The following is a 17,833-nucleotide window of genomic DNA, read 5'->3' on the forward strand; positions in this document are numbered from 1 at the left end:
TGGTCGATCACTTTTCTTTTCCCGCGATGCGGATATAAGCGGCGCCATCATCTTCGCCATGGTCGCCACCTGTTCATATTCGTCAGTCGTTCCTCCGGTCGGTCACATGCGCCGGCCCCCGCGTCCGATTTCGACAACGGTACCGTACCAAAGGCTGAAGGATACTGTCAAGGTCGAACCCATGCGCCATCAGCGGCGAAACGTCCAGTCCGCCGAGCCGTAGCGGGCAGCCGCCAGTTCCGCGGCCAACTCGACCTCATGGCGTTCGAGCTCGCCTTCTACAAATTCGACCCCCATCTCCTCCGCGAACCCAAGCCGGATTGCCGTCTCCACCTCCGGACGGCCGGGCAGCCGCCCCAGTACCTCACGCAGCGAACCGATCGTCTTGAGCGCACCTGCTGCTGTGGACCGGTGGTCCGGGCGCAGGCACTGAAGAAGATCGTCGGGGTGAAAATCCAGGAGGACGCTCCCCTGTTGAAGAAGCGCTGCGGGAAATCGGCGTTGGGCCGAACCGATAATCTTTTTGTTATCTGCCAGCAGCCCATCCGGTGACGTCGCCGAGAAACAAAACGGGGTCAACGGTCCCCCCGTCTGTCGGTGACGACCGGCCGACCTGACATCGACGCCTACCCTCTCAAGGCCGCGACGGAGGCACCGGTTGATCACGCGATAACTTTCGGCTACCGAGATCTCAGCCCAAGGCGGACGCAGGGGTACAATCAGACTATACGTCAGATCGTATCGGTGCAGTACTGCGCGACCCCCTGTAGGACGGCGTACCACGGATACCCCGGCGGCGCGACACGCCCAGAGATCGATATCGCCGCTTCGTTGGGCATAGCCGATGGACAGGGTCGGCGCGTCCCAGGTGTAAAGGCGCAGCGTCGTACCGTCAGAACACAGCGCCGCCATCGCCTCGTCGATCCCCATGTTCAGAGGTCCGGCGCACGCATCCATCCTGAGAAGTCGGCCTATAGCTCGAAGAGATCGGGTGTAGCGCCTCGCGCTCCGGCCCCGCGCGTGGTGTCCAGAGGGGGCCAATTCTCCGTCTGCGCGACCGTCCGGACCCTGGTTTGAAAGGTCCGTTCGATTACGATCTGTCGATGTCACGGTGCCGGACGTTGACCGGATAGCCGCCCTCCCGAAAATGGCCGGCAAGCTGTTCCGCAAAAAAAACGGAACGATGATGGCCGCCGGTACAGCCGAGCGCGATGGTCAGATAGGCCCGACCCTCCTCTTCGCACAGCGGCGTGACAAAGTCGAGCAGCGTGGTCAGGCGTTCAAGGTATGGCTTGGTCACAGAGGCCCGTATGAGAAATTCGCCGATCTGAGGATCGCGACCGGTCAGCGGCCGCAGATCATCGATGAAGTGAGGACTTGGCAGGAATCGGGTATCAAAGACCAGATCGGCGTCGAACGGCAACCCGTACTTATAGCCGAAAGAGACAAGGGAGATACCAATCTTCGCGGCAGACCGCTTGACCACGAACGCCTGCACCAGAAATCGCTTCAGGTCATGAATGGTGAGCGCGCTGGTATCGATAATCAGATCCGCTTCCTCGCGCAGCCGCGCCAGCATCCGGCGCTCGATCTCGATCCCGACCAGCGCCGACCTTCCCGCCGCAAGCGGGTGAGGCCGTCGACTTTCACTGAATCGTCGGGCGAGGACCTCGTTGCTCGCATCCAGGAAGAGGATCTTTGCGGTATGGCCTTCCGTCCGCAGCGTCTTCAGGATATCGGACAACGGCGTAAGAAACTCGCGCTCCCGAACGTCGATGACCAGGGCCACCCGGGCGGTCGTGTGCTCTGTTTGCGTATAGAGCCGAACAAAGGTGGGAATTAATGTCGTCGGCAGATTATCGATGCAGAAAAAACCGATATCTTCAAGGCACTTGATCGCCTGGCTCTTCCCGGCCCCGGATACCCCGGTAACGATGACAACCTCAGCCGCCTGCACCGCGCTTCGCCTTCCCCTTACGCCTCGCCCCGCAACACCGTACGACTCGAGAGGCGTACAACCCCAGGGGTGGAAGGAACCGCTTCCCTCACGCCGTACGTCCGACGCCTGACGATCACAGGTATTGGGGGGATCAACCGATGGGTTCAATCAAGCCGTAGTCCCCATCGCGTCTCCGATACAGCACGTTGACCTCGTGGGTCCGAGCATTTCGGAATACAAAAAAATTATGGCCCAACAGACTCATCTGTACTGCCGCTTCGTCAGGAGCGAGCGGTTTGACGGCAAAGCGCTTCGTTTTCACGATACGGGGGTCGTCGTCAGTCAACGATTCGCCCTCGGTCGGCACGGCCGCTTCCGAGGCGTGCGACCGTCCCCGACCTCGGCCGGAGTGCTCGACGATTTTGTCCTTATAGCGAAGGATCTGGCGCTCCAGCTTGTCCGCCACCAGATCAATGGCCGAGTAGAGATCGGAGCTCGATTCTTCCCCGCGAATCGTGTGCTCCCGCACATGCAGCGTCACCTCCGCGATCTGTCGATGCTTCTCAACCGACAGGATGACGTGGACCGAGGTAATCTGATTGACGAACTTTTGCAGGCGCGCGATCTTCTCTTCCGCGTAGCGTCTGAGGGCGTCGGTCATCTCAATGTTGCGGGTCGTAAGGGTCATTTGCATCAGTAGACTCCTCATCAGAGAATGGATTGCCTCTGTACCGTATTAGACGTAGCGGCGTTGATTGGATGACGGGATCTTGAGCTGACCTCGATACTTAGCCACGGTCCGACGGGCGATCTCAACCCCGTGCATCCTCGCCAGTATCTCCACGATCTTCTGATCGCTCAGCGGCTTGCTCGAGTCTTCCTCCGTCAGATATCGGCGGACCAAGTCTCTCACCCGACGAGACGACACCACCTCGCCGACGGTCGACGGTACCCCACGATGAAAAAAGTATTTCAAACCGAAGAGACCTTGCGGGGTCTGGACATACTTATTCGACGTCACCCGACTGATGGTCGATTCATGCATGGAAATGTCATCGGCCACCTCCCGGAGCGTCAGCGGCTTCAGATGCGAAATCCCGTACTCAAAGAACTCTCTCTGGTATTTGACCAGACTTTCAGTAACCTTGATCAGCGTCCGTTTTCGTTGTTCGATGCTGCGGATAAACCAGAGCGCGGAGCGCATCTTTTCTTCGACGTACCCCTTGGCCTCACGCGGCGCAAGCGCCTGCTTGGAGAGGATCTGCCGGTAGTAGCGGCTGACCCGAAGACGCGGCAGACCATCCTCATTCAGCGACACCAGCAATCGCCCATCGATCTTAAGAATATAGACGTCCGGCGTAATGTATTGGGGCTCTTCACTGCCGTAATTCTTACCCGGTTTGGGCTGCAGCGAGGCAATGAGCGCAACAGCCTCCTGCACCTCTCCAACCGATACGCCGAGCGCAGCCGCAATCTTTCCAAATCGGTGCCGCTCCACCTCATGGAGATGGCCGCCGACGATCACCTCGGCCAATGCACTCCCTTCCGGACGGGCCCTCAGTTGGATCAGTAGGCACTCCTGCAGGTCCCGCGCCCCAACCCCGGTGGGATCGAAACCCTGAATCAGCCGAAGAGCCGATGCCATCGATTCCAACGAGGCGCTGGCCAACGACGCCAACTCCTCGAGACCGCTTCGCAGGTATCCGTTGTCGTCCAGTTCCCCGATGATCAGCCCGCCCAGCCTCAGGAGCTCTTGATCCTTGACGGTAAGGTGAAGCTGGAAGAGCAGATGGTCCTCCAGCGAATTCGACCTCGTCAGCAGGCTTCCGCTGTCGAACCGATCGACCGCCTCGCGTTGGATCGACGGCCGATAATCCGAGGCATCCTGAAGATAGCTGTCCCAATCGATCTCTACGGTCGGCCCTTCTCCGTTGCGCTCCGTCGTCCCCTCTTCGATCGCCGACTTGAGTGCGGGCACCTCGCTCAGTTCCTCCGTCTCCTCCATCATCTCTTCCAGGACCGGATTCGCCTCCAACTCTTGCCGTACCGACTGAAGCAGTTCCATCCGGGACAACTGCAGGAGATTGATCGCCTGTTGCAGCATCGGCGTCATGACCATCTTCTGCATCTGTCGCAGACTGAGTTTCGCTTCAAACGCCATCGTCGGCACCCCTACAGACTGAACCGTTCGCCCAGATAGATCTCTCTGGCCCGCTCGTCGGAGGCGAGCTCTTGCGCCGTCCCGGAGACCAGCACCCGACCCTCATAGATCAGATACGCTCGATCGACGATCTGTAGCGTCTCCCGCACGTTGTGGTCGGTGATCAATACACCGACGCCCTTGGCCTTCAGCCTGGCAATGATGGTCTGGATATCGGCAATCGCAATCGGATCGATCCCCGCAAACGGCTCGTCCAGCAGCATGAAATCCGGGGAGGTGACCAGGGCTCTGGTAATCTCCGCCCGGCGACGTTCGCCGCCCGACAACGTGTAGGCCTTGCTCTTGGCGAGATGGGTGAGGTCCAACTCTTGAAGCAGGCTCTCAAGCCGTTGCCGCCGCTCTTGTTCCGACAGATCCAGGATTTCCAGGATCGCCATGATGTTCTGTTCCACTGTCAGCTTACGAAAGATCGAGGGCTCTTGCGGGAGAAACCCCAAACCTTTGCGGGCTCGTTTGTACACCGGAAGGTCGGTCACCACTTCCCCGTTCAATATGACCTGACCCTGATCCGGTTTCAGCAGACCGAGCACCATGTAGAAGGTCGTCGTCTTCCCGGCGCCATTCGGCCCGAGCAACCCGACCACCTCGCCGGCTTCAAGGTTGATGCTGACGCCGGCCACAACTTGTCGGCCCTTAAACGACTTGACCAGGCTCTCGGTTCGAAGGGTCCGTGGATTCGACGGGCTTACCACAGCTCCATCTCGTCAGGACCCTCCCTGCGTCGTTGGCGCTTTGTCGATCTTGTCGGACGCTGCCGGTTCGGATCGCCCTGATCCGTCAGGTTTGGGGTAGAGGATCGCCGTCACGCGCTTCGAGGGCTCGCCCTCAACGATCGCTCGATCCTCCTTGGAATAGATCGTCATCCTCGTCCCGGTCACCAGATCGTTGTCCTGCCATGCCCGAGGATTCCCGGTCAGGACGGCTTTATCTTCATCAGGAAACAGTTCTAATTGATCGGCGGTCACCCTCTTCTCTTTAATAGTGGCCCTCACATTGCCGGTTGCGATCCCCTTCTGGATCCGCTCCATCTTCTCATCGAACAGAAACTCCATCCTGTCGGCCAGGACCACCATACCGCGATCCTTATCGTCGGCCATCACGTTCCCGGAATAGACCGCCGTATGCAGCTTTCGGTTCACCTCCAGACGATCCGAAGTGATCGTCACCGGGTTCTTCGCCTTCGGCTGCTCCTGGGCCAGTCCCGAACGGATGAATACGCCAACGTACGCGAGCACCACGACCCCCACAAACCAACTACGATGGCTCACCGCGTTCCTCCCTTTCGGGCGCCGGAACGCTCCTTCTGCTCCAGCCCCCCGCCCTCGGGTCTCACCTGCGACCGAACGCGACTCAAAAACGTCACCCGCTCCAGATCGGTCTCCGCCTCCATACCCACGCCCGAACTCGTCATCCCACCTTTCACCAATATGACAGGCGATCGAGTAGATACCCGGTTATCCTTAGACGACCAGTCCAGAGATTCCGTCTGCAGACTGTTGCCCTGCTCAGAGGTCGCAATCACATTCTTCTCCAAACGAATATCTTTGGTCCGCATATTGACCGTCGCGCTGTCCGACCGAACCGTCAGCGTACCCCGCTCTGAGTAGAGCATCACGGTGACAGGGTTCGTCCCCTTTTCGACCCTGGCAACGCCCTCCTTATCAAATACCTCCCCGCGATCACCCCACACCTCCCATAATGTTTTCCCGTCCTTCGTTTCAACGAGGTGAAACTTCGTGATCTTCACATCGGCTGCGGTGCTGGGCTTATCCTGACCGAGGGCGGACGATCCGTTGTCGGCAGCCGAGAGCGCCCACAACGCAACGACCGTTATCGCCGTTATCCTTACGATCCACACGCGTACAGCAATTCGCATTCCTGCTTTCCTATAACACAAAGTGGAGTTGAAGTAAAGAGACGCGGGATGGGGGAAACCGGAAGACGCAATGATGTGAGCGAGCGTTCAACACTCGCTTGATGCGAATGGCCCGTCACTCATTATGGAGGGTACAATCAACGATCGATTGGTGGTCCGGCCTCGCTCCTTCGACCATTGATAAGGGTTTTTTGGCTCTTTTACTCCTTTAAACTTCTCTACGCGCTCATTCTCGCTTGGTAAGATTCCGTTCCGTCTCACCTCAATATCGAATTCTACTCACCCTCTTACACCGGATCATACTGAGCCGTATGATAATATTATTATAAGATGTCGGCTGGGGGGGATCGCCCCCCCCAGCATCGGGTGGCATACTTTCCACCGGCTGGGCGACCGACCGGCTGTTTCGCGCTTCTCAATCCCGAGCCGTCGTTATCAGGCAACCTTCTCTGCGACCTCTACGACCGCTCGGGGCCGATCCGGTCGCCACACCCTACGATTGCCTACTTCTTCTTCGTCGCTTTCTTCGGAGCTGCCTTCTTCTTTGCCGCTGCCATTGAGGTCCTCACCTCCTTTCCCTGTTAAGGCCTCTGCTACCGCTGATTGAGGCTAGCACCCTCTTCCGCCCTTCTTCGCTGTCTTTGGTGCCGGCTTCTTCGCCTCCTTTTTCTTCGCGGCCATTCGGGTCCTCACCCCCTTTCCACGCCATCGGCAATCCGGTCGGCATCGCTAGAGAAACGCCAACTGAGGATTTTTATCCCGCGCCAGATCCATAAGCCGATCAATCAATACCTGCGCATCCTTCAACGCCTCTTCCACCTCGTACCGAGGAATCGGGGTCTGTGGCTCATCCATAAAGTCCTGCCGCTTGCGCCGCATTCGATCGAACCCGTTGACAAGCGTGCGTCCCTCGTCACCCAACAGTTCCCCGATCAGCGTTACGAAGGTTCGTGCCTGCTCGCGCCCTTTCACCCGCCACCCCTCCGCCAACGTTACGGCCTTCGCTGCTCTCAGTATGGCCTGATACGCAATGATGTACGCCCACTCCTTATCGATGCTGAGATTCGCCCGTGCTGTCGCCATATCCTTCGCTGCGCGCGCGAGCAGCGTCGACACCTGACGGAAATCGGGTCGAATTTCCTCCACCAACCCCCGTTCTCTAAGGTCCTCATAGGCCATCGTCCGTCCCGATGAGGATCGACCTCCGACCCATGAGCACCTCCACGAGGAACGGGTCGTTCTCCGCCTTCCGCCGATGATATTCCGTTTCGTCAAACACGAGATAGTGGATCTCCCGGCTCAAGCGGCCCTCCAACACCCTTACGGCATCGTTCAGGTCGTTCAAATCGACCTGTCCGATCACCATCAATCGTATAGGGCCGAGCCCTTCCTCGCCCTCAAGCTGCTCAGCCCCGTACACCATGGCCCGCTGGATTCCCTTAATCCTTCTGAGCCCTTCTCGGAGACTGGCATAGATACCAGTCGTCTTGGCAATAATTGCCCGCATCTCACTGTACAGGGGCGACGCCTTGTTGGCCCGATAGTACCGAAGATTCCCAACCTTTTCGCTAGCCAGCAAACCGGCCCTTTCCAGGTTGTCCAACTCTCGCTTGATCCCGGAGATGTCTCGCCCAAGGTGTCGCGCCAATTCCCTGACGTAATAGCGCTTATCCAACCTAGTAAAAAACAGTGTGAGAATACTTACCCGTATTTCTGACGAGAATAACCGGATCAACAACAGCCCACCTCACCATTGGCGTTGTTGATATTTTTACAACAACCGTTCTTTTCATGTCAACATAAATCGACAAAAAAAATAAATATTTTTTGCAGCCATAGAACGGGTTATGCCGACCCCCCCGATCCTTGCCTTCCGATGGGTGTCCTGACAGCATAGGCGCATGAAACGATAGGCCTTCAAATACGGGGCAGTGTAATGTCATGCTGTGCCTGGTATTTGCCCTTCTTGTCGCCGTAGGAGACGAGACAGGGCTCATCGCTCTCAAAAAAGATCACCTGAGCGATCCCCTCGTTGGCATAAATTTTGGCCGGTAACGGGGTACTATTGCTGATCTCCAAGGTCGCAAACCCCTCCCACTCCGGTTCGAACGGTGTAACGTTCAGGATGATACCGCAACGCGCGTAGGAGCTTTTGCCGAGGCAAACGGTCAACACGTTGCGAGGAATCCTGAAATATTCGACGGTCCGGGCGAGGGCAAAGGAGTTAGGCGGCACGATGCAGACATCGCCTTTGAAGTCGACGAACGAGCGCTCGTCGAAGCATTTCGGATCGACGATGGTCGTGTTGACGTTGGTAAAGATCTTGAACTCGTCGGCGACCCGGATATCATATCCATAGGACGATAAACCGTACGAGATGACGCCGCTTCGAACCTGCCGTTCCTCAAAGGGGGCAATCATCTGATGTTCCGTCGCCATCCGCGTAATCCACTTATCCGATTTAATCGACATAGGCTCATCTCCTCTCGTCATCGCCGGAGGTAAGGACACAGTTGATGGGGCCTCCCTCATCGCTTCCGCCTCCCCGCACTCGATGATAGTCCATGCACGGCAACGGATAGACACTGCCGCGAAGCGCCGCGCACGACTTCACGTCACATGGGTATGACGTCCCACCTATCAGGATCACGCCCCCGCGCTGTATGTTCGTCATCCGCTCCCTCCTTTCCCACAATAACCCTGCTGTCTCAGCCCTGAGAAAACCGAAACCTATAGCCTATACGCTATTCATCGGCTGATGAACGCTTTGTTGTTAGCACTCGCTGAAGCCGCAGGAGTAGCACTTCTGGCAGCCCTCTTCGTAGACGAGGGTGGCGAGACCGCAGTCGGGGCACATATCGCCCACCTTGAGGGCGGTCACTTCCGCATCGGTACCTTTCCCACGGGCCGCGAGCAGCTCCTGGACCCCAGGTTCGCTGAGACCAATATGCTCGGCCAGCACCTGCCCAATGGCATCCGGCAGCGACCGGACCCGATCCTTGCCGAAGCCCATCGGGCGCCGGCCGCCGATGCCGGTGAGTTGGTTGACGATCTGCGTCACCCGCTCTCGGGGCGACATCGGCGACGGGAGCCGGAGGACCAGCGAGATCAAACGGCCGATCGCCTCGGAAACAGCAGAGGTGTCGCTCCCGGCCTTCCCCACGCTGGCGAACACCTCAAACGGCTCACCCTCGCCGTTCTGGTTCACCGTCACAAAGGCCGTCCCCAGCGGCGTCTCTGCCCGGTACGTTACGCCCTTCATGGTTCGCGGTCTCGGCTTGACCCTGAGTCTGTCCTCTGAGAAGGATAAGGCGGTAGGTGTGAGGCGTGAGGCGTCCGGTTCGGCCTCTTCAACTTCGCGCAGTGCAGGCTCTTCGATGCTGCCCGCAGCAGGTTTGGTACCCGTCCCGAGATGCAACACCTGTGTGTCTTTACAGCCGTCACGAAAGACCGTAATCCCAAGGCAGCCCAGTTCATGCGCCAGCATGTAGGCCCTGGCGATATCCTCCGGGGTGGCCGAATTGGGCAGGTTGATCGTCTTGGAGACACCGTTATCGGTCTGGTGCTGGAACGCCGCCTGCATCTTCACATGCCATGCGGGCTCGACCTCGTGGGCCGTCCCGAACACCCGCTGCACATCCTCCGGCACGCCCTCAAGTCCGCGAACAGCCCCCCGTTCGGCCACACGCCGCATCAGTTCTTCGCTATAGAAACCGCGCCGCCTCGCCACCTCCTCGAAGATCGGGTTGACAAAGGTCAGATGCCGGTCGCCGACGATGTGTCTGAACGCGACGGCAAAGATCGGCTCGATCCCGGACGAACACCCGACGATAATGCTGATGGTCCCCGTCGGGGCGATGGTCGTCACCGTGGAGTTGCGGACGGGCCTCCCGCCTTTGTAGATACTCCGCGACCAGCGCGGGAACGGTCCCCGCGCCTCCGCCAGCTTCTCGGAGGCATCGTGACCGATGCGTCGGACGAAGCCCATCACCTCCTCACCCAACGTCACCGCCTCATCACTGTCGTAGGGGATGCCGAGCTCGAGCAACAGGTCGGCCCACCCCATGACGCCAAGACCGATCCGCCGGTTCTTGCGAACCTCCTCGCTGATATCCTGAAGCGGATAGGGGTTCACGTCGATCACGTCATCCAGGAACCGGACCGCCGTTCGCACCGCCTGCTCAAGCCCAACCCAATCGATCCGTTCCGTCGTTGCCGCGTCCGCCGGAATCGAGGGAAGGTAAAATCTGGCCAGATTGATCGACCCCAGATTACAGGCATCATTGGGTCCAAGCGGCTGCTCACCGCAGGGGTTCGTGGCCTCGATCAGCTCGTCCTGGGGGATGGGATTGGCCGGGCTGGCATTGATTCGATCGATAAAGATCATCCCGGGATCGCCGGTTCGCCACGCCGCCTGAACCATTCGCTGAAAGACCTCTCTCGCTCGAAGATGACCGGTCACAAGCTTGGTATGAGGATCGACCAGCGCGTACTCCTCATCCTGTGTCAGCGCATTCATAAACGCTTCGGTAGTCGCCACCGAAATATTAAAGTTGGTAATCCCACCGTCCAGCTTGCAGTCGATAAATTCGAGGATGTCGGGGTGATCCACCCTGAGAATTCCCATATTGGCGCCCCGCCTGGTACCCCCCTGTTTGACGGCCTCGGTCGCTGCGTTAAACACCCGGAGGAAGCTGATGGGGCCGCTGGCCTTGCCGCCCGTCGACTTGACCAGGGTATCCTTCGGCCTCAGGCGCGAGAAGGCGAACCCCGTCCCGCCGCCCGATTGATGAATGATGGCCGCCCGTTTGACCGCCTCGAAGATCCCCTCCATGGAGTCCTCGACGGGGAGCACGAAGCAGGCCGAATACTGCAGTCCGTTATCCTTGCCGGCGTTCATCATTGTCGGCGAGTTCGGCAGGAACTTCCCTTCGATCATCAGATCATAAAACGACTCGGCCACCTGGCGGGCCTCCGCCTCTGTTCGACCCCACTGCGCTTCAGCCTTCGCGATCGCAACCGCCACGCGCCAACACATCTCCTCTGGCGTCTCGGCCACGCCTGTCGCGTCCTTGACCAGATACCGCTCCCTGAGTACCCGAAGGGCCGATTCACTCCACTGCCCATCCTTCGTCGGTCGGGATCCGAATCCCGGCGTCGCCTCGCCCCCCTTTGCCATCCCGTGCACAATTGCCTCGCTCGCCTTACCAGGCATCGTTGCTCCCTCCATATCGGATAATGTCGGCTCCTCGGACCGGCTGCGATCGTCGGCGCCCTGCGTCAGGCGCGTTCCTTCGCCATCTATCCCGAATCGATCCCTCAACATTCGTTTCCGTGGCACACTACATATTGTATCAGTGGATTCTATTTACTACGATATATTGTGCCTGTCAAGAATAAAATGGATGGGGGTAGAACTTTTCATGTCGCCCGGAGACGGCAGATGTGGCTGAAGTATGTTCGTACAGCAGCCGCACGATCTACCCCGCGAGACTATGACTTTCCAGAGGATGCACCGGAACTGTGGGGAAGGCCTCTACGGCGTATCAGCCATATCAGCGCCAGGCCCATTATTGACATGGCGGCCAGGAGTATCACCCAGAGGTATTGTCGCAGGTAGAGCTTCAGCAGATATAGTAGATAGATGTCGTTGTCGGCTTCGCGCCAGGCCCGCTTATATTCTGCAGCGGCTGCGGCGTCGCGACCCTCCGCCTGAAACGCTCGCGCAAGCCCAAACCGAGCGAAGGTATAATCCGGTTGCAGGCGCAACGCCCGCTCGAACTCCTCAATGGCGGCACAGTGCTCCCCTCGCCGGAACCGCACCCACCCGATCTTTGTCCGTCCGGCCGGGTCGTCCGGTTTCAGGTTGGATGCCTCGATCAGGCTTTCCAGGGCCTCATCCATCATCCCCTTCCGGTAGTAGACCCACCCCAGATCGTACAGATAGGTCGGATTCGTCGGTTCGGCCGATATCGCGTGGCGGTACTCTTCGATCGCCTGATCATACCCGTTCCCTGCCTCCGCATACAGACCGGCCAGGCCCGCATGGGCGCGCCCATAGGCAGGATCGAACGCAAGGGCGCGGCGGAACGCGCCGGCGGCCTTTTCGCTCTGCTTCAGTGTTGAGGCGATCCACCCGAGATTGGTCCATGCATCAATATCGGCGGGCTGGATCCGGACCGCTCGTTGAAGTGCGGTAACGGCTTCAGCCCAACGCCCCTGCCTGGCATGCAGCACACCGAGCAGATTCCAGGAGACGAAGTCGGTCGCGTCCCGTTCGACCCGTGTCTGAAGCTCCGCCATAATCTGATCGGCCGGTCGCCCGGGACCATACGCCTCCTTCAGTCTCGTATAGGCCACACTACGCCGGGGATCGATCTGAAGCGCGGCTCGGAAGGCCTCCATCGCCTCTGCCATCCGGCCCTCCTGCTGCCGACGAAGCCCAAGCCGGTACGCCCGGTCCGCCTCATCGGACCGCGCCACCGTTAGCGGAGCCCCCCAGGCGTACCCGCTCAACAACAGGTTCATCACGAGGGCGTAGATCAGCCGGTGCATCGGTCGGCTCACCAGCCCGACTTGTGTACTCATCTGCGCATCCATCCACGACGGCATCAGTTCAGCCGCTGGAACCGCGTTATAAAAGACTTGCCATTGTACAGAGTGGTGCTAGAATCGCGATGCAAAGGAGGTGCTGTATGGAGAATGTGTTGGCCATCGCGACCCAGCCGGACAATATTCCTATCATCGGGATGTTGATCCTGACCCTGGTCTGTCTCGGCTCAGCGATGAAGCAGGCATTTCGCCATGACCGCCTGATCAAACAAGGCCGGAAAGATCGTATCTTCGAAGAGATGTATCGATAGACGCAGTCCGGCTGTTGCCTGGCTCGTCCCGGTCGTTGCCTGAAAGGCGACACCTATGTTCATTCTGGTGACGGTCGCCATCCTGCTCGGCTTGGGCCTGATTCTCTTGCTGAATCGGTCTGCCCAGCCGATAGCCGTCGAAAAGGCGTACTACCAGCCCAGAGGCGCCGAGCAGCAGCAGTTGGAACGTCTCGCACCGGAACAGTTCGAACGCCTCTGTCTTCGTCTTGTGGAACAGATGGGCCTGTCGATCTCGGGCTGCCATCGCAATACACAGCAAGAGATCGATATCACCGCCGTCAGCTCGCAACCGATTACCGGCGGCAATTACATCGTTCGTTGCGTCCTGATCCCGCCTGAACGACCGATCCACTCCACCCAGGTCATTGCGCTCAGCAGCACAGTGCTCGCCGAACGGGCATTAAAGGGTATCTTTATCACCAACGGGTTCTTCTCGGAAGAGGTTCCGAAACTCACCGAAGGGCCGACCATTGAGCTCATCAACGGCCAACGCCTTCGACAGATGATGCGGGAACACCGAATCTCTTTGGCCTGAACCGGCCCGAAGGGATAGTACCGATGCCATAAATCATAGCAACCGTGGAAACGTGGCGCAAGCGCTCATTTACGAGGAGGGACGCAGATGCTCAAAGAGTTCAAAGAGTTCGCGATGCGCGGCAATGTCCTCGACATGGCGATCGGGATCATCATCGGCGCGGCCTTCGGTAAGATCGTGAGTTCTTTTGTGAGCGACATCCTGATGCCCCCCGTCGGCCTGATAGTCGGCAAGGCCGATTTTTCCAGCCTCTTTATCGATCTCTCAGGCAATGCCCATCCGACACTCGCAGCGGCCAAGGCGGCGGGCGTCGCCACGATCAATTACGGCGTATTCCTGAATACGATCCTCGATTTCCTCATTGTGGCGTTTGCGATCTTCCTGCTGATCAGGCAGGTGAACCGGATGACGCAACAGCCCGAAGCGCCGGCGGCGGCACCGACCACAAAGACGTGCCCCCATTGTTTGTCCGCTATCCATCTGGAGGCAACACGCTGCGCCTATTGTACATCCGCGATCTGAGCGGATAAGCGACCGTTGAATCACAATAGATGGGGAGAACTCAGATGCTCAGCACGGGGATGGCGCCGACAGATCTGGTGATCGACCTGATGATCCGATACGGCTTCAAGGTCCTTGGAGCCGTGGTGATCCTGGCGGGCGGTCTGCTCGTAGCCCGATGGAGCGGGAATATTGTCCACGCGTGGGTTGCGCGCCAGCAGATCGAGCCCCCGGTCAGAGTCCTGATTGTCCGCTTGATCCGGGCAACGGTGGTCCTTCTCACGCTGATTGTGGTGATCGACAACCTCGGGGTCCAGATCACACCGTTTCTCGCCGGCATCGGCGTGGCCGGCGTCGGCATCGGGCTGGCGCTGCAGGGTGTCCTGAGCAACGTGGTGGCCGGTCTCACCATCGTCTTCACCAAACCGTACCGCGTCGGCGAATATATCGAGCTGGTAGGGGAACAGGGTGAGGTGACGATGATCGACCTCTTTTCGACGACGCTCGTTCATCCGGACCTTTCCAGGGTTGTCATTCCCAACCGCAAGATTGTCGGGGAGATTCTGCACAACTTTGGGACCATGCGTCAACTGAATCTGAAGGTGGGTGTCGCGTACGGCACCAATGTGAATCAGACGCTGGCCATCGTGCGCCAGGTATTGGAAGGCAGCGCATATGTCCTGAAAGAGCCGACCCCGCTTATCGGTATCGCCATGCTTGACGAATCGGCCATCATCATCTCGGTCCGCCCATGGGTCAAGGTCGACGATTACGACACCGCCCATGCGGAACTCTATCAGACTATTATGGAGCGATTCGAGGCGGGTCGGATCGCCAAGCCCATTCCGCAACGGGAAGTCCGTCTCGTATCGGGATCATGAGGGCCACTATGCCAACGTTCTTGACTCGGATGTTCTCCTTGAAGCGTCTCCGGACACTCCTCATCTGGTTCACCGCACTCTTTGTGACGGTCACGCTGATCGCGTTTTTTGTCCTCCCGCCGCTGGCGCGGTCCTTTCTGATACGAACCCTCTCTGATGCGCTGCATCGCGAGGTCGCCATTCAACAGATCGCTATCAATCCGTTCACACTTTCACTGACCGTGAAAGGTCTCACGGTCAAGGACCGTGAGACACCCGACACATTTGCGTCGTTCGACCAGCTCTTTATCAACCTTGAGAGCCTTTCTGCATTTCGCTGGGCACTGATTCTGAAAGAGGTACGTCTGGATCGGCCCCATATTCGGATCGTTCACCATCAGGACGGCTCCTACAACTTCTCCGATCTTTTGAAAGGCGACGGCGCAGATCGGGGTGGCGGCGGCGCCCCCAGCCGTTTCTCGGTCAACAATATTCAAATCGTGGACGGCAGCATCGATTTCATCGATCAGCCGAAACGGACCGACCACACCGTCAGAGAGCTCAACATCGCCCTCCCGTTTATCTCCAATACCCCCCACTACATCGAGACATCTGTGGAACCCAGGATATCGGCAACCATCAACGATAGTCGGTATCTCCTTGAAGGGAACACCAAACCGTTCGCCTCCTCCCGTCAGACTACGCTCGATATTGACATTACCGATCTCGACATTCCCTACTATCTCGCCTATCTGCCGGTGAAAACCAACTTCACGATCGGTTCAGGAAAGATGACCGTCAAGGCGCAACTCTCGTTCATTCAAACGCCACAACCGGCCCTGACGGTCGAGGGCCGCGTCGCCGTCCACGGACTGTCCGTCAGCGACGCGAAGAATCGGCCGCTGCTCACGCTGCCCCTTCTGGACGTTGCACTTGCGCCCACGGAGCCCATCGCCCGGCGATTCCACGCCGCGTCCGTCATCCTCGACTCACCAGAACTGTTCATTCGACGCGATCCGCCGGGAACGATGAATATTCAGAATCTCTTACCCCAGGATTCCGGCACGCCCACTGATGCCACGACTCAAGAGGCCTCGAACCCTGCCGTCGTCGATATCGACACGTTTCAACTGAACAAGGGGAGAGTCTCATTTTCGGACGCGGCGGTAGGCGCATTCAACGCGAAGAAGGATGCCGACGAACGCTCGCCCGCCGAACCGGTCAGCGTTGTCGCCCAGGACATCACGATGAGGGCCGATAACCTCACGACCGGCAGCGAGCGGCAGGGCACGGCCGTTCTCTCTTTAAAACTGAATAAGGGGGGCACTATCACGGTCGAGGGCCCCGTCGGCCTTACCCCCTTATCCGCGCAATTGGCCCTGAACCTCAAGGCTGTCGATCTCCGTCCGTTTCAACCTTATGTCACCGATCGGATCAAGATCCGTGTGACGCGGGGCACCGTATCGGCAACAGGCAATCTGTCGATCAACCAACGGGATGAGTCCGGCCTGCAGGCCGCCTATACAGGGAAGCTGTCCATCACGCGGTTCGGATCAGTGGATAAGACGTATGCGCAGGATTTTCTCAGTTGGCAGTCGCTCGCGCTTGATGATCTGAAGGCAGGCTATAATCCGATCTACGTTCATATCGGCAAGGTCGCGTTGACCGATTTCTACACCCGTCTGATTGTATACCCCGACGGCTCGGTCAATCTGGCCCAGATCATGGAACCAGGGGCGCCTGAGACGCAGCCGGCGGCACCGACCGCGACCGCGCCACAACCCACGCCTGTCAAGACCTCGGACAAACCCGGCACCGATGTCCAGATTCGGACCATCACCCTTCAAGGCGGACGTATCAGTTTCTCAGACACGTCGCTCAAACCGGCCTACTCCATGGATCTGGCGGAGATCGGCGGAAGGGTATCCGGACTTTCGTCCGGCGAAGCCACTTTTGCGGATGTGGATCTCAGGGGCAAGGTCAACCAGTTTGCGCCCCTTGAGATTGTCGGGAAGATCAACCCGTTGCGCGAGGACCTGTTTGTCGATCTGAAGGCTCGATTCCGCGACATGGACCTGAGTCCAATGACCCCCTACTCCGGCAAATATGTCGGCTACACCATCGAGAAGGGTAAGCTTTCCTTTGACCTGAATTATCAGATTGCCAAGCGGAAGCTCGAATCCACAAACAATCTGTTCTTGGATCAGTTCACCCTCGGGGAGAAGGTGGAGAGTCCTACCGCCACCAACCTGCCGGTCAGATTGGCCATTGCCCTCCTCAAAGACAGAAAAGGTGAGATCCATCTCGACCTCCCGGTAACCGGCAGCCTTGATGACCCGGAATTCCGCGTGTGGAAGGTGGTGCTTGAGATCCTTGTCAATCTGATCTCGAAGGCAGCGACCGCGCCATTTGCCCTGCTCGGTGCACTGATCGGCGGCGGGGAGGAGTTAGGATATCTCGAGTATGAGCCGGGGAGTGCTGTCATAACCGATGCGAATGCTGCAAAGATCGAGAAGTTGATCAAGGCGCTGTATGAACGGCCCTCGCTGAGGCTTGAGATCGAAGGTCATGTGGATGCGGAGAAAGATCGGGAGGGATTACGGCAGCGTGCGTTCATGCGGAAGCTGAAGGTTCAGAAGTTCAATCAGCTTCTCAAGAAGGGGGAGCCCTCAATTCCGGCCGATGAGCTGACGATTGAACCCGCCGAGTACGAGTCATACCTGAAGCTCGCGTATAAGGCGGAAACCTTTCCAAAGCCGCGTAATGTCCTGGGGTTGGCCAAGGATCTGCCGGTTCCAGAAATGGTGAAGTTGATGCTGACCCACATCCAGATTACCGATGACGATCTGCGGCTGCTCGCGTCTCAACGCGCGATGAAGGTCAAGGATGTCATCCTGCAATCCAAGACGGTCGAGCCGGAACGTCTGTTCATCATCGAGCCCAGGTCGCTCACGTCTGAGCAACGTGATACGCTCAAGCAAAGCCGCGTCGATTTCACAATTCGCTGACTCGATTCA

18 protein-coding genes are annotated in these 17,833 nt (G+C 58.4%); 5 read left to right on the top strand and 13 right to left on the bottom strand.

The genetic code is table 11. From position 1 onward, the window contains the following. Window positions 1–189: 189 nt before the first annotated feature. The 7 genes from C3F12_03020 to lptC form a co-directional block, all read right to left on the bottom strand. Window positions 190–957 (bottom strand): octanoyltransferase, encoded by a 768-nt coding sequence (locus C3F12_03020; protein ID PWB47934.1) that lies wholly within the window; start codon window positions 955–957, stop codon window positions 190–192. A 133-nt stretch (window positions 958–1,090) separates the two neighbouring features. After that, window positions 1,091–1,957: an RNase adapter RapZ gene (locus tag C3F12_03025; protein ID PWB47935.1), complete on the bottom strand. Its 867-nt coding sequence runs from the start codon at window positions 1,955–1,957 to the stop codon at window positions 1,091–1,093. 133 nt (window positions 1,958–2,090) lie between these two features. Next, window positions 2,091–2,633, bottom strand: coding sequence for a ribosome-associated translation inhibitor RaiA (raiA, locus tag C3F12_03030; protein ID PWB47936.1), 543 nt, complete (start codon window positions 2,631–2,633; stop codon window positions 2,091–2,093). A gap of 42 nt (window positions 2,634–2,675) precedes the next feature. Beyond that, window positions 2,676–4,100: an RNA polymerase sigma-54 factor gene (rpoN, locus tag C3F12_03035; protein PWB47937.1), complete on the bottom strand. Its 1,425-nt coding sequence runs from the start codon at window positions 4,098–4,100 to the stop codon at window positions 2,676–2,678. Window positions 4,101–4,111: 11 nt separating this feature from the next. After that, window positions 4,112–4,852, bottom strand: coding sequence for an LPS export ABC transporter ATP-binding protein (gene lptB / locus C3F12_03040; GenBank protein ID PWB47938.1), 741 nt, complete (start codon window positions 4,850–4,852; stop codon window positions 4,112–4,114). Window positions 4,853–4,864: 12 nt separating this feature from the next. Continuing rightward, on the bottom strand, window positions 4,865–5,428 hold the full coding sequence (locus C3F12_03045) for an OstA-like protein (GenBank protein ID PWB47939.1): 564 nt from the start codon (window positions 5,426–5,428) through the stop codon (window positions 4,865–4,867). Beyond that, a complete protein-coding gene (lptC, locus tag C3F12_03050) occupies window positions 5,425–6,036 on the bottom strand; it encodes an LPS export ABC transporter periplasmic protein LptC (GenBank protein ID PWB47940.1) in 612 nt (203 codons plus the stop codon). The genes C3F12_03045 and lptC overlap by 4 nt, the downstream gene beginning before the upstream one ends. A 330-nt stretch (window positions 6,037–6,366) precedes the next feature. Between lptC and C3F12_03055 the strand changes: the two genes are divergently transcribed. Then, window positions 6,367–6,621 (top strand): hypothetical protein, encoded by a 255-nt coding sequence (locus tag C3F12_03055; GenBank protein PWB47941.1) that lies wholly within the window; start codon window positions 6,367–6,369, stop codon window positions 6,619–6,621. Window positions 6,622–6,765: 144 nt separating this feature from the next. Here the strand turns inward: C3F12_03055 and C3F12_03060 are convergent, their stop codons facing one another. From C3F12_03060 to C3F12_03085, 6 genes are all read right to left on the bottom strand, one after another. Next, window positions 6,766–7,215, bottom strand: a complete 450-nt coding sequence (locus C3F12_03060; protein PWB47942.1) for a hypothetical protein — start codon at window positions 7,213–7,215, stop codon at window positions 6,766–6,768. After that, a complete protein-coding gene (locus tag C3F12_03065) occupies window positions 7,205–7,774 on the bottom strand; it encodes a hypothetical protein (GenBank protein PWB47943.1) in 570 nt (189 codons plus the stop codon). The genes C3F12_03060 and C3F12_03065 overlap by 11 nt, the downstream gene beginning before the upstream one ends. Before the next feature lie 179 nt (window positions 7,775–7,953). Continuing rightward, the gene (locus C3F12_03070; GenBank protein PWB47944.1) at window positions 7,954–8,508 is read right to left on the bottom strand and encodes a dCTP deaminase; all 555 of its coding nucleotides are present in this window, start codon (window positions 8,506–8,508) and stop codon (window positions 7,954–7,956) included. Between the two features lie 4 nt (window positions 8,509–8,512). Next, on the bottom strand, window positions 8,513–8,710 hold the full coding sequence (locus tag C3F12_03075) for a hypothetical protein (protein ID PWB47945.1): 198 nt from the start codon (window positions 8,708–8,710) through the stop codon (window positions 8,513–8,515). 99 nt (window positions 8,711–8,809) lie between these two features. Next, complete coding sequence (locus tag C3F12_03080; GenBank protein PWB48001.1) at window positions 8,810–11,251, bottom strand: ribonucleotide-diphosphate reductase subunit alpha; 2,442 nt, start codon at window positions 11,249–11,251, stop codon at window positions 8,810–8,812. Window positions 11,252–11,529: 278 nt separating this feature from the next. Then, window positions 11,530–12,648: a hypothetical protein gene (locus C3F12_03085; GenBank protein ID PWB47946.1), complete on the bottom strand. Its 1,119-nt coding sequence runs from the start codon at window positions 12,646–12,648 to the stop codon at window positions 11,530–11,532. A gap of 306 nt (window positions 12,649–12,954) precedes the next feature. On the opposite strand from C3F12_03085, the gene C3F12_03090 reads away from it, so the two are divergent. From C3F12_03090 to C3F12_03105, 4 genes are all read left to right on the top strand, one after another. Then, the gene (locus C3F12_03090; GenBank protein PWB47947.1) at window positions 12,955–13,455 is read left to right on the top strand and encodes a hypothetical protein; all 501 of its coding nucleotides are present in this window, start codon (window positions 12,955–12,957) and stop codon (window positions 13,453–13,455) included. A gap of 87 nt (window positions 13,456–13,542) precedes the next feature. Continuing rightward, window positions 13,543–13,977, top strand: coding sequence for a large conductance mechanosensitive channel protein MscL (locus C3F12_03095; GenBank protein ID PWB47948.1), 435 nt, complete (start codon window positions 13,543–13,545; stop codon window positions 13,975–13,977). Window positions 13,978–14,036: 59 nt separating this feature from the next. Further along, entirely contained in the window at window positions 14,037–14,837 is an 801-nt protein-coding gene (locus C3F12_03100) for a mechanosensitive ion channel protein MscS (GenBank protein PWB48002.1), read from the top strand. Continuing rightward, window positions 14,834–17,824, top strand: coding sequence for a hypothetical protein (locus C3F12_03105; GenBank protein ID PWB47949.1), 2,991 nt, complete (start codon window positions 14,834–14,836; stop codon window positions 17,822–17,824). Before C3F12_03100 ends, C3F12_03105 begins: the two co-directional genes overlap by 4 nt. The last annotated feature ends 9 nt before the right edge of the window (window positions 17,825–17,833 follow it).

The organism is Candidatus Methylomirabilota bacterium, from assembly GCA_003104975.1.
Taxonomy (GTDB): domain Bacteria; phylum Methylomirabilota; class Methylomirabilia; order Methylomirabilales; family Methylomirabilaceae; genus Methylomirabilis.